Genomic DNA, 13335 nt, shown 5'->3' on the forward strand with positions numbered 1-13335 from the left:
AGTGGTGCCCGGTCAGCTTAGATGCGCCTCGCACCCTCCTGCTAATCGCCGTTGGTCTTTGCTGGGCGCGGGTGCGCTCCGGCGACGCTCAGAGCACACCGAGCCCGGCCAATTGCCACCGCAGCACCGGCGCGATGTGCTCGGAGTAGGCGACGGTGAAGTGGCTCTCGTCGTAGCGCAGCGGCAGCCCGCCCGCGAAGGCAGGGCACGCCTCCTCCCAACAGGTGAAGGGTCTCGAGTCGATGACGTAGTCGCCCGTGGGTGCGGCGAACGTCTGGGCCACCGACGCCATCTGGTGCCAGGTGTCGTCGACCCCGGTCAGACAGTCGGCGGGTGAGGACAGCGGCGAGTAGCAGTTCGCGAGCGCTCCCCCGCGGGGAGGGGGTGCGAGGTACACGGTGCGACCCGTCACCCCGAACGCGGCCATCTCGGCGCGGGACGCGGAGATGAGGTCGCTCGCGGAGAGCGCGCGGCCGTCGGCGGAACGCGCGAGGGTGTAGGCGTTGGAGAGCACCACGAGGTCGGCCGGGTCGGCGGCGATCATCGCGGCGACATCGCTCTTGCGCCCGGGGCACGCCGCCATGACGCCCGCGCCGGAATTCTCCACCAACACGTCGGTGAAGCGGCAGCCGTAGAGCCCCACCGTGGTGATGCGCCACGCTCCCCCGCTCTCTTCGGCGAGCTTCTTGAACGCCGGCGCGTACGCCATGGCCGTCGAATCGCCCACGAGGTACATGTGCCGCGGAGCGTTCGCGCTGCCCCACGTGCAGCGCGAGAGTTCGGCGGCCACGTCGGGAGAGAAGCAGTCGTGGGCGGGATTGTCGCTCGACGACGTCGCGATGACCTGGTCGAGCGAGGGGCGCAGGTCGGGCCACGCGGTCGCGGAGACCGCCGCGGCCAATTCCGCCTGCACGGCGCCGGTCGGATCCGTGACCTCGACGGGGCCACCGGCGACCGGCGCGCCGGGAGCGGGGAAGACCGAAGGCGAACCGAACGCGATGAGCACGAGCAGCACCACGACACCCGCGCCGATGCCGAGCGTCGCCGCGGACAGACCCCACTGGGCGGCGTACCGCGCGCGCCAGGCGGCCCACGCGGACGTGGCGCTCTGGGAGTCGGCCGGGGTGGCGTCGCGCGCGGGGGTGGTGACGGGCTGCGGGCGCTCGGGGGTGGTCACGGGCTGCGGGCGCTCGGGGGTGGTGACGGGCGGATGCTGCGCGGCCGGGCTCGTGGGGGCGGCAACGGCCTCGTGGACAGGGGCCGCCTCGACAGGGGCGGACGTGGGGAGTGCGCTCGGGTCGGCGGGGCGGGGACGCGACCCCGGGTAGTACCGCGAGCCGGGGACCCATCCCGCCGGGCGGGTCGCGATCGTGCGGGCAGGCGCGGCCGCCGAGGCGCTCGCGACGCGCATCGGCGGGTGAGGTGCGAGCGCGCGGGGCGCGCCCGCATCCGTATCCCCCGATGCGGGGTGCGGTGTCTCGACGGCAGGCGCCGCGCCGGCCGGTGCGGCAACGCCGCGCCGCCGCAGCCACGGTGAGCGGTGGAGCGGCTGCTCGAGCCCGAAGTAGGTGGCGAGGGTGAGGACGCCGATCGTGACGAACACGATCGGCAGGGTCAGCTCGCCCTCGGGCAGCAGCACAGCGGCGAAGACGATCACCGGGAAGTGCCAGAGGTACAGGGAGTACGAGATGTCGCCGATGAAGACGCTCACCGGGTTGGTGAGGGGGAACAGGTGGCGGACGCGGGGGTCGCCCCCGATACCACCGGCCAGGACGAGGGCCGCGGCACCGACGGGAAGCGCCGCCCACGGTGCGGGGAACGGCATGGTCTCGGGGTCGATCACGAGGAACGACCACACGACGCCGGCGAGGCCGACCCAGCCCAGCAGCCCGCGCAGCAGCGCGGGGATGCGGGCGAGCACGGGCGCGGCGACCGCGACGAGCGCCCCGACGCCCAGTTCCCAGGCCCGCGTCGCGGTGGAGAAGTAAGCGACCGTGGGATCGGCCGCCGTCTGCGTAGCCGCCCACCCGGCCGAGGCGACCACCACGACGAGGGCAGCGAGACCCACCAGCGCGGCCGACCGCCTGCCCTTACGGGCGGCGGCGGGCACGCAGAGCACCAACAGCAGCAGGAGGGCCGGCCACACGAGGTAGTACTGCTCCTCGACCGAGAGCGACCAGAAGTGCTGCAGGGGTGACAGCGCCTCGCCGGCGTGGAAGTAGTCGGTGCCCTCGGCGGCGAAGCGCCAGTTCGACACCAGCAGCGCTGCGGCGATCGCGTCGCCGAGGGTCTGGTCGGCGCGCACCCGGTTGAAGACAAGGAACGCCGCCCCCACCACCGCGAGCAGCACGAGCAGGGCAGCGGGCAGGATGCGACGGATGCGACGCGCGAAGAAGTCGGCCAGCGAGATCGTGCCGGTGGCGGCGATCTCGCGCAGCAGCAGCCCGGTGATGAGGAACCCGGAGACGACGAAGAACACGTCGACGCCGGCGAAGCCGCCGCGCGGCCACCCGATCGCGTGGGCGAGCACGACGCCGATGACGGCGAGCGCGCGAAGACCTTGGACGTCGCGCCGGGAAGGCGTGCGCGGAGAAGGGTCTGTCACGTTTCGGAGGTGCTCACTCGTGGAGGGGAATGCCGATGCCACTGTAGTGGAACCGGTCCCACCGGAACCGCCCGCGCCCGCCGGGGCCTGTTCCGCCTACGCGCCGACGTAGCGCCGGAGATGCTGGGCGGTCAGGGTGTCGGCCGAGGCGACCAGGTCGGCGGGCGTCCCCTCGAATACCACGGCCCCACCGTCGCGTCCCGCGCCCGGGCCGATGTCGATGATCCAGTCGGCGTGGGCCATGACGGCTTGATGGTGCTCGATCACGATGACGCTGTTGCCGGCGTCGACGAGCCGATCCAGCATCCCGAGCATGTTGTCGACGTCGGCGAGGTGCAGGCCCGTCGTCGGCTCGTCGAGCACGTAGACCGCGCCCTTCTTGGCCATGTTGATCGCGAGCTTCAGCCGCTGCCGCTCGCCGCCCGACAGGGTATTGAGGGCCTGACCGAGCGTGATGTAGCCGAGTCCGACATCGATCAGGCGCGCGAGCGTGGTCTGCGACGGCCCCTTGGGGAAGAAGTCCGACGCCTCGCTCACCGACATCGCGAGCACCTCGGAGATGTTCTTGCCGTCGAGCTGGTACTCCAGCACCGCGTCGGAGAACCCGGTGCCCTCGCAGACCTCGCACACCGTCTCGACGGTGGATTGGAAGCCCAGGTCGGTGATGATCACGCCGAGGCCCTTGCACGCGGGGCACGCACCCTCGGAGTTGGCGGAGAAGAGCCCCGGTTTCACCCCGTTGGCCTTGGCGAAGGCGGAGCGGATGGTGTCGAGCAGGCCCGTGTAGGTGGCGGGGCTGCTGCGGCGGGACCCCTTGATCGAGGACTGATCCACGACCACCACGTCGTCGAACCGCGGCAGGTTGCCGTGGATGAGCGAGGACTTGCCGGAACCGGCGACGCCGGTGATCACGGTCAGCATGCCCAGCGGCACGTCGACGTCGACGTCCTTCAGGTTGTGCTGCACCGCCCCGCGGATCTCGAGGGCGCCGCGCGCCGGCCTCGTCGAGGACTTGAGCTGGGCGCGGTGGTCGAAGTGCCGACCGGTCAGTGTGTCGGAGGCGCGGAGCGCGGCGACGTCGCCGGTGAAGCGGATCTCTCCCCCGGCACGACCCGCACCCGGACCCAGGTCGACGACGTGGTCGGCGATCGCGATGACCTCGGGCTTGTGCTCGACGACCAGCACCGTGTTGCCCTTGTCGCGCAGCTGCAGCAGGAGCTGGTTCATCCGCTGGATGTCGTGCGGGTGCAGCCCCGCGGTGGGTTCGTCGAAGACGTAGGTGACATCGGTGAGGCTGGAACCGAGGTGGCGGATCATCTTCGTCCGCTGGGCCTCACCCCCCGACAGGGTGCCGCTGGAACGGTCGAGGGAGAGATATCCGAGCCCGATCTCGACGAAGGAGTCGACGGTTTCGCGCAGGCCCGCGATCAGCGGCGCGACCTCCGGGTCGTCGATGGTGCGCAGCCACTCGGCGAGGTCGGTGATCTGCATGGCCGCAGCATCCGCGATGTTCACCCCACCGATCCGCGACGACCGCGCCCCCTCGTTGAGCCGGGTCCCTTGGCACGCCGGGCAGGCGGTGAACTTGACCGCCCGCTCGACGAAGGCGCGGATGTGCGGCTGCAGGGCGTCGCGGTCTTTCTGCAGCATGCTCTTGGTGATCTTCGGGACGAGTCCCTCGTAGGTCATCGAGAAATCGCGCAGCTTGACCTTGGTGGGCTCCTTGTAGAGGAAGTCCTGCCGTTCCTCGGGGGTGAAGTCCTTGATCGGCTTGTCGGCGTCGAGGAAGCCCGACTCGGTGTAGCCCTTCACCATCCAGCCGTCGACGTTGTAGCCCGGGATGGTGATCGCCCCCTCGGCGAGCGATTTGTCCTCGTCGAACAGCTCGGCGAGATCGATGTCGTTCGCCTCACCCAGGCCCTCGCACGTGGGGCACATGCCGCCCGTGATCTCGAAGGACCGACGCTCTTTCACGGCCTTCCCACCACGCTCGAGGGTCACCGCGCCCGCACCTTTGACCGAGGGCACGTTGAACGAGAAGGCCTGCGGCGACCCCACGTGGGGCACGCCTAGGCGGGAGAAGAGGATGCGCAGCATCGCGTGCACGTCGGTGGCGGTGCCCACGGTGGAGCGGGCGTTCGCGCCCATGCGCTCCTGATCCACCCGGATCGTGGCGCTCAGGTTCTCGAGCGCGTCGACCTCGGGCCGCGACAACTGCCCCATGAACTGCTGTACGAAAGTCGGGTAGGTCTCGTTGATCAGGCGCTGCGACTCGGCGGCGATCGTGCCGAAGACGAGGGAGGACTTTCCCGAGCCGCTGACGCCGGTGAAGACGGTGAGACGGCGTTTGGGGATCTCGACGCTGACGTTCTTCAGGTTGTTCTCGCGCGCCCCGACGACCCGGATCGTGTCGTGGGCATCGGCGATCGAGGCGGCGGATGCTTCGGCGGCGGCCATGGCGACTCCTCAGGTGCGGTTCCCCCAGTGTGCCGCACCCCTCGGACACCGCGCTTCTTCGTTCCGGACCGGGCGCGCCGGGTGTGGAAACGGCGATCCCGCCCGCACCCGACCGAAGTCGTGAGTGCGGGCGGGATCGCCGTTTCGTGTGTACGCGCGGGATCAGCCCTGCGAGCGACGGTTGGTGCGGGGGCTGCGGCTGCCCACGACCATGCCGGTCGTCGGTGCGCCACCCGCGGTGCGGCCCGCGGCCGGGCGCGAGGCGCCGGCGCCGGAGCGACCCGCTCCGCTGCGCGCGCCACCGGTCGATCCGCCGCGGCCGGCGTGACCGGCCGAGGAGTCGGAGCGCGGCGAGCGCGGGGCGTCCGAGGCTGCAGCGCGCGAGGCGTCGGCGCCGCGGCCGCGCCGGGCCCGGCCGCCGCCCTGACCTGCGCTGGCATCCTGACCCGAACGGACAGCGCGCTTGCGCTGGGCGTTCGCACCCTGCGAGCGTCCGCCGCCGCCCTGCTGCTGCGGTTCCGGGCGGACCGAGGGCTTGACGTACTCCGCGACGTCACCGACGAGCGCGGTCACCTCGGGCGAGGTGGACGTGACGGCGGTCGGGGTCACCTTGATGGCGGCCTTGCGCAGGATGTCCTGCGTGTCGCGGCGCTGCTCGGGGAGCATCACCGTGACGACGTCACCGGCGCTGCCGGCACGGGCGGTACGGCCCGAACGGTGCAGGTACGCCTTGTGCTCGACCGGCGGGTCGACGTGAACGACTAGCGCGATGTCGTCGACGTGCACGCCGCGAGCGGCGACGTCGGTGGCCACGAGCACGCGGGCCGTGCCCGCGCTGAAGGCGGCGAGGTTGCGGTCGCGCTGCGGCTGCGAGAGGTTGCCGTGCAGGTCGACCGACGGGATACCCGCGTCGGTCAGCATGCGGGCGAGCTTCTTGGCCTGGTGCTTGGTGCGCGTGAACAGGATGCGGCGGCTCGACCCGGAGGCGAGCGTCTTGACGAGCTGCTTCTTGGCATCGGCGTCAGCGGCCTCGAAGACGTGGTGCGTCATCGCGGCGACGTGCGAGGTGGCCTCGTCGACCGAGTGCAGCACCTCGTTCTGCAGGAACCGGCGCACGATCTTGTCCACGCCGTTGTCGAGCGTGGCGGAGAACAGCAGCCGCTGCCCGTTCTTCGGGGTCTTGTCGAGGATGCGGGTGACGACCGGCAGGAAGCCGAGGTCGGCCATGTGGTCGGCCTCGTCGAGCACGGTGATCTCGATGTCCTCGAGAGTCACGAACCGCTGGTTCATGAGGTCTTCGAGGCGACCCGGGCACGCGACGAGGATGTCGACGCCGGCGTTGAGGGCGTCGACCTGACGCTTCTGGGTCACGCCGCCGTAGACGGTGGTGGTGTTCATGCCGTACGCCGCCGCGAGCGGGGCGATGACGGCGTCGATCTGGTTCGCGAGCTCGCGGGTGGGGGCGAGCACCAGGGCGCGGGGGCGGCGGGCCTTGCGGGGCGTCTTGTTCTCGCCGAGGCGGGCGACGAGCGGAAGCGCGAAGGCGAGGGTCTTGCCCGAGCCCGTCTTTCCGCGACCGAGCACGTCGCGACCCGAGAGGGTGTCGACGAGGGTGTCGGTCTGGATGGGGAACGGTTCGTTCTTGCCCTGCTCGGCGAGCACGCGCACGAGGGGCGCGGGAAGACCGAGGTCGGCGAAGGTGGCGGAAGGCGTGGTCATAGAAAAGCTCCTTGCGGCGCACGCACGACAGTGCGGGCCGGCATCAGCTCGCGACGGGGCGAGCGAGTGGCGAAGGCGTCGGGTCGACGCATCCGTTCGCCGTAGAAAGTCAAAGGCTCGAGGCCGGTGCGTTCAACGACGCAGGGAGCGAGATTCGCTCCGCAGTGCTTCCAGTCTACCGGAACGAAGACGTCAGGCCGCGCGCCAGCATCCGACGACGTGATCGTCGACCATTCCCCCCGACTGCATGAGGGCGTACATCGTGGTCGGACCGACGAAGCGGAAGCCGCGTTTGCGGAGGGTCTTGCTCATCGCCTCGGACTGCGGGGTCGTGGTGGGGATCTCGGCGAATGAGCGGGGCGAGGAGCGCGGATGCTGCGGCGCGAACGACCACATCAGCTCGTCGAATTCCCCCGGCGCCATCGCCGTGACGAGGGCGGCGTTGGAGATGGTCGCGTCGATCTTCGCGCGATTGCGCACGATCCCGGCGTCACCCATCAGCCGTTCGACGTCGCGCTCGTCGAAGTCGGCGACCGCCGCGGGCTCGAAGTTCGCGAACGCCTCGCGGAAGCGAGGGCGCTTGCGCAGGATCGTGATCCAGCTCAGCCCCGCCTGGAACCCCTCGAGGCTCATCTTCTCGAACAGGGCGCGGTCGCCGTGAAGCGGCGTGCCCCATTCCTCGTCGTGGTAGCGCTGGTATTCGGCGTCGACGCCCGCCCAGGCGCAGCGCGCGACGCCGTCGGCGCCGATGAGGATGTCGGGGTTCACGACGCCACGCTAGCGAACGGCACGCGGAGCGCGGTGGGCTGGTTGCGCCGTGTGGTCGTCATCCCGCAGGAATCTTCGACCACACGACGCAACTCGCAGCAGGGATGACTCAGCTGTGGCGTCGACGAGCCGTCACGCGGGTGGCGAGACCCGCCGCGAGAAGCAGACCCGCGGTCAGCATCCACGCCCACGGGGCCTCCTCGGAACCGGTCGCCGGCAGCTGCCGGACCGTCGGACCCGCGGCCGGCTGGCCGTCGGCGAGGGGGAGCCCGAAGCCGGGGTCCGCAGCCGGGGGCGTGGTACCGACGGGCGCCGTGGGCGCGACCTGCACGGCCCAGACGACCGCGCCGAACGGCCCGCCGACCTGCTGCGGGGCGACCCGGTACTCGGTTCCGGCCGCGAAGAGCGCCAACCGAGCGCGGGTCTCGGCGGAGGACTCGGTGACCTCGAGCACGGTGCCGGTCAGCGCGCTGACCGCCGTGACGGCGACGATCTCATAACCCTCGGGGGCCGTCGGGCGGATCCCGTACTCGGCCGCACCGAACACGGCGAGTTCGTCGTCCTCCTGGGCCGCGAAAGCGCCACTCCCCTCGAGCAGTTCGACGCCGTCGGCCGATTCGGTGTTCGCGAGGAACTCGATCTCGGCGCCCATCACCGGCTCCTCCGCAACCGGACCGACGAACGCGGCGAGCTGGAAGATGCTGGCCGCACCGATCCGGCGGGCCTGGTCGCCTTCCGCGAGGGTGGCCGGGATCACTCCGACGAGCTGGTCGTCGACGCTCAGCGGCGACGTGGCGCCCGTGGCGGGATCGATGAACGTGCCGCCCTCGAACGAGATGGTCTCGGTCTCAGCGCGCACCGTGTCGGTGTAGGACACCAGGTCGGTCGCATCCCAGATGGCCAGGGATGCTTCCGGCAGCTCGAGCTCGGGCAGCTCGGGCATCTCCGGGGCATCGGTGGTCTCGGGGATCTCCGCGTAGATGGTCGCGGCACCCGGAGCGACACCCGAGAAGGTGTAGTCGCCGTCGAGCGACGTCGTCGCCCACCACTCGCCCGCAGCATCCTGAAGGTAGATCTCAGCGCCCGGGATCGTCTCGTCGGTTCCGGACTCATAGACACCGTCGAGCGCGACGTCGGCGAAGTAGGTCACGTCGACCGTCGAGGTCGGCACCTCTTCGAGGGTGACCACGAAGTTGTCGTAGGAGATGTAGGAGAACGAGTCGGTCGTGTCGATCCAGTACCCACCGTCGCTCGCCGTCACGTCCAGGGCCGGATCGTCGGAGACGACCTCGTCGACCGCGTAGCCCTCGGGCACCGCGAACCGAACGCCGATCTCGGCGGGGAGGTGGCGCACCGAACCCGAAGCGTCGAACGCCTCGTGGGTGCCGGGGGTCCACTCGGTAGCGGGGAACCACTGACCGCCCGAGCCCAACTCGACCGCCGTCACGCCCGGGACGATCGCGCCGTCCTCATCCTCGAACTTCACCGAGGACCGCAGGGCGGTCATGCCGATGAGCAGGTCCTCACCGTCGGCGTCGATCGTGACCGCGGCCTCTCCGCCGGCCCATCCTCCCGCGCGGGAGGCGGGGAGGCGTTCGATGTCCTCGGCGGTGGTGGCGCCGGTCGCGTCGAAGAAGACCTCCATCGCGGGGTCGTTCGGAGTCTGCAGGTAGACCTTCGCGGGGCCCTGGGGCACGTCATCGAAGGCGAAATCGCCGGCGGTGGTCACCGCACCGTTGTGCCACGAGCCATCCGAGGCGAGCAGACGCACCTGCAGGTCGGTGCGCTTCTCGTCGGTACGTCCGTCACGCGCGGTCTTCGAGGTATCGAACAGCCCGTCCGCGTAGCGGTCGTCGAAGCGCGTGACGGTGAGGTCGCCGGTCGGAAGCGCCTTGAGCTTGACGGTGAACGTCGGGTTGGAGAAGTAGCTGGAGGCCGCGGCGGCGTCGATCCAGTACCCGCCGTCACGCGCGGTCACCGGGATGTCGACACCATCGGCGGCGGTCACCGTTGCGACCTCGAAGCCCGCGGGCGGGCTGAGGCGCATACCGAGCTGGCCGGGGAGGTGTCGGTAATACCCTCCGCCGGAACGCAACGCCTCGTAGGTGCCGGAGTAGTCGCCCGAATCGGCGTACGCCACACCGTCGTACCAACCGCCGACCGAGCCGAACTCGATGTCGAGCCCGGTCACGGGCGAGCCGTCGGGATACGTGACAGAGGCCGCGGATCGGAGCGCGGTCAGACCCACGACGAGCTTCTCGCCGTCCTCGTCGACCGTGACGGTCGCGAGGCCGGCGGGCGTGCCCTGCGCGCTGCCGTTGGGGAGCTTCTCGATGTCGGCCGCGGTCGTGGCTCCGGTCGCGTCGAAGAACAGGGAGTCGTCGGCGGAGTTGGGGTGAAGGAAGAAGATCGTGGTCTCGCCGACCGGGAGATCCTCGAAGCGGCAGTCGCCGTTCGCGTCGACCGTGGCGAACGCACGCTCGCCGGTCGAGGTGCGTGCCTCGTACAGGCGCGAGTTCCTCTGGTCGGTCATGCCGTCCCGGGCGGTCTTGGACGGGTCGTAGACCCCGTCGGCGTACCGATCGTCGAACGAGGTCACGACGAGGTCCCCGACGGCCGCTGCAGCGATCGCCACGCGTTCGCGCTGCGCGCGCTCCTCGATCAGGGGCGCCTCAGCCTCGTCGGCCGGGGTCGCCTCCGGCGCGGTGCTCTGTACGGGGGCCGGTTCCTGCTCCGCCGGGGCGGTCTGCACGGGCGACGCGCTCAGCTCAGGCGACGGGGCCGAGACGTCGACGGACGCGGGCGTCTCGTCGTTCGTGAGAGCGGCCGCCGGACTGGCGGTGGCGATGAGGACGACGGCGACGGCCGCTGCACCCCACCCGGTCATACCTTGTGCGGTGCGCACCGATGGACTCCTGAGCTCGTCGTCGAAAAGAAACGCCGCTGGCACGCGACGTCCCCAATCTATGAATCACCTCTCAGCTGCGCCACGATCACACCAGGTGTTCACCTCAGCGCCGCACCTCCTTCACGCCTCGCCACCTCGCCCACCCGCGCGCGTTCGGACACCGGGCGCATCTCACGGCAGAGTGGGAGCACCATGACGAGCGATGAAGCATCCACCACCCCCGCGGGCGAGGTGCTGGAGGCCCGCCTCGAAGACGCCCGGATGAGCATCGGCAGACGGCGTGCCCGCAAGGCGCTCGCCTACCTGCTGTCGAGCGTGAGCCTCGGCGCGGGCGACGACGTGGCCCCGGGCCTCGACCTCGTGGTCAATCGGATGGACACCGGCGCCCAGGTGCTGCGGGTGCGCGCCGGGCATTTCGAGGAGGCCGGCTTCCTGCTCGAGCAGACCCGGCGTGATCTCGCGGCCATGTCGGTGGAGGAGTTCCTGCGCTCGTGGAGCACGTTCGACGACGACCCGCCACCCGAATCCATCACCTGACGCGCGGATCCATGCTCGGGCGCAGCTCTCCGAGGTGGATTCACGCGGCAGGGTGTTGATTCGGCGGCGCGGAAACGGAGAAGGGATGCTGCCGCCGCAGCATCCCTTCTCCGTTCAGCGCTACTTCTTCGCGGGCTTCTTCTCCGGCACCGGAGCCTTGCCCGACGCCTCGAGGTCGGCGTAGTACGCGGCGGCCTCCTCCTGGCGCTCAGCCTCGGCGCCGGATGCGATGGGAGCGCGCAGGTGCTCGGGGGCGTAGCCGAACGCGTCGACGAGATCCTGCGCGTGCGGGCGGAGGCGGGTGCACAGCCGCGCGATGTAGCTAGACACGGCGGCGGCGCGCTGCGTGGAGAGGCGGCCGTTGATCAGGTACCAGGCGAGGTGCTTCTCGATCAGGTGGAGGCCGAACAGGTCGCGCAGCCACGTCAGCACCTGAACGGTGCCGGGGTCTTCGAGCTGGTCGACGACGTCGGTGAACGCCTCCCACTGCAGCAGCTCGCCGTGGGCGCGCGCCGCCTCGATGAGGTCGGACTGGTTCTCGTTGAACAGGGCGGCGGCCCGCTCGGGCGACAACTGGGAGGCGGCACGAAGGCGACCGGCGACGTCGGCGACCATCTGCTGCACGCGTCCGGCGAGCAGCTCGTGCTGCTGGTCGGCGCGAAGGCCACGCTCGACCGCGCGCGCGGTGGAGCCGAAGTCGGTCACGGTCTGGCCGAGTCGACGCAGCCCCGCGCCGTGGAAGAGCCGACCGGCGGTCTGGCCGACGGCGAAGGCGGCGAGCGCCCGCGCATCCTTGCCCTTGAACTGCCGGGCGTAGTCGGCGAGCAGACGCTTGCCGACGAGCTGCAGCAGCACGTTGTTGTCACCCTCGAAGGTGGCGTAGATGTCGAGGTCGGAGCGAAGCCCCACGAGACGGTTCTCGGCGAGGAAGCCGGCCCCACCGCACGCTTCGCGCGCCTCCTGCAGGGTGTCCAGCGCGTGCCAGGTCGACAGCGGCTTCAACGCAGCCGCCAGGGTCTCGAGGTCCTCGCGGTCGGCGTCGGTGTCGGTGCGGCCGCTGAAGACCCCGTCGAACTTCTGCAGGAACACGTCGTGCGCGAAGATCTCGGCGTACGTCGTAGCGAGACGCGGCAGCAGGCGGCGCTGGTGCTTGCCGTAGTCGAGCAGAACGACCTCGGGCGTGCCGCGGCCGGAATCGAACTGACGGCGCTGGTTGCCGTAGGTGATGGCGATGTCGAGCCCGATGGCCGAGGCCCACGCCGCTGAACCGTCGAGGGAGATCCGCCCCTGCACAAGGGTGCCCAGCATCGTGAAGAACCGACGACCGGGGCTGGAGATCTCGCTCGAGTAGGTGCCGTCCGCAGCGACGTCGCCGTAGCGGTTCAACAGGTTGGTGCGAGGAACCCGCACCCGATCGAAGTGCAGACGACCGTTGTCGATGCCGTTGAGCCCGCCCTTGACGCCGTCGTCCTCGCCTCCGATGCCATCGAGGAACGCGCCGTTCTCGTCGCGGATCGGCACGAAGAAGCAGTGCACGCCGTGGTTGACGCCCTTCGTGATGAGCTGGGCGAACACCGTCGCGGCCTTGCCGTGCAGCGCGGCGTTGCCGAGGTAGTCCTTCCAAGCGCCGCGGAACGGCGTGTGGATCACGAACTCCTCGGTGTCGGGGTCGTAGGTCGCGGTCGTGCCGATGGCCGCGACGTCTGAGCCGTGGCCGGTCTCGGTCATCGCGAACGCGCCGGGGATCTCGAGGTTCATCGCGCCCGGGAGCCACTTCTCGTGATGCTCCTCGGTGCCGAGCTGGTAGATCGCCGCACCGAACAGTCCCCACTGCACGCCCGACTTGATCTGCAGGCTGGGGTCGGCCGCGACGAGTTCCTCGAAGCCGGCGATGTTGCCGCCCTGGTCGTCGCTGCCGCCGAAGCGCGTCGGGAAGGCGCGGTGCACCGCCTTGTTCTCCACCAGCAGGTGCAGCTGCGCGAGCACGCGTTCCCGGTGCTCGGCGACGCTCTGGCCGTCGATCCGCCAGAAGGCGGGGTCCTTGATCATCTCGCGCGCCTGGCGGCGAACGTGCCCCCAGCTGCCGAGAAGCAGGTCGGTGACAGCATCCACGTCCATCCGGGACTCGGATGCCTCGGCCGCCGTGTGCGCCGCGGTCGGGGCACCACCGGCCGGTGTGCTCTTCTCGGCTGCGGGGGTTTCTGGACGAACGGCGGCGTCGGTCATGTCAAGCACCTTCTTCGGTGAAACGGGAATGCCTCAACGGTAGGACTCCCACAACGAGACGCCAAGGCGCTTGGACCTGTTCGACAACGCCAGAGGAGGGTGTCGGACGGGGGCA

Annotated in this window: 7 protein-coding genes; 1 reads left to right on the top strand and 6 read right to left on the bottom strand. The window is 70.4% G+C overall.

Annotated features, from left to right (window positions below; translation table 11 throughout):
• Nucleotides 1-88: 88 nt before the first annotated feature.
• The 5 genes from ACFXP5_RS08895 to ACFXP5_RS08915 form a co-directional block, all read right to left on the bottom strand.
• The gene (locus ACFXP5_RS08895) at nucleotides 89-2605 is read right to left on the bottom strand and encodes an acyltransferase family protein (RefSeq protein WP_394544355.1); all 2517 of its coding nucleotides are present in this window, start codon (nucleotides 2603-2605) and stop codon (nucleotides 89-91) included.
• Nucleotides 2606-2701: 96 nt separating this feature from the next.
• Nucleotides 2702-5062, bottom strand: a complete 2361-nt coding sequence (locus ACFXP5_RS08900) for an ATP-binding cassette domain-containing protein (RefSeq protein ID WP_394527829.1) — start codon at nucleotides 5060-5062, stop codon at nucleotides 2702-2704.
• A 162-nt stretch (nucleotides 5063-5224) separates the two neighbouring features.
• Nucleotides 5225-6781, bottom strand: coding sequence for a DEAD/DEAH box helicase (locus ACFXP5_RS08905; RefSeq protein ID WP_394544356.1), 1557 nt, complete (start codon nucleotides 6779-6781; stop codon nucleotides 5225-5227).
• A gap of 192 nt (nucleotides 6782-6973) precedes the next feature.
• A complete protein-coding gene (locus ACFXP5_RS08910; RefSeq protein ID WP_394544357.1) occupies nucleotides 6974-7549 on the bottom strand; it encodes a DNA-3-methyladenine glycosylase I in 576 nt (191 codons plus the stop codon).
• Nucleotides 7550-7658: 109 nt separating this feature from the next.
• Entirely contained in the window at nucleotides 7659-10454 is a 2796-nt protein-coding gene (locus tag ACFXP5_RS08915; protein ID WP_394544358.1) for a hypothetical protein, read from the bottom strand.
• 195 nt (nucleotides 10455-10649) lie between these two features.
• Between ACFXP5_RS08915 and ACFXP5_RS08920 the strand changes: the two genes are divergently transcribed.
• Nucleotides 10650-10994 carry a hypothetical protein gene (locus tag ACFXP5_RS08920; protein ID WP_394544359.1) on the top strand — a complete coding sequence of 115 codons (345 nt, stop codon included), beginning with the start codon at nucleotides 10650-10652 and terminating at the stop codon, nucleotides 10992-10994.
• Between the two features lie 120 nt (nucleotides 10995-11114).
• Here the strand turns inward: ACFXP5_RS08920 and ACFXP5_RS08925 are convergent, their stop codons facing one another.
• Nucleotides 11115-13220, bottom strand: coding sequence for an acyl-CoA dehydrogenase family protein (locus ACFXP5_RS08925; protein ID WP_394544360.1), 2106 nt, complete (start codon nucleotides 13218-13220; stop codon nucleotides 11115-11117).
• Between the last annotated feature and the right edge of the window lie 115 nt (nucleotides 13221-13335).

Origin of the sequence: Microbacterium hanjuni, assembly GCF_043556395.1 — a bacterium.
Classification (GTDB): domain Bacteria; phylum Actinomycetota; class Actinomycetes; order Actinomycetales; family Microbacteriaceae; genus Microbacterium.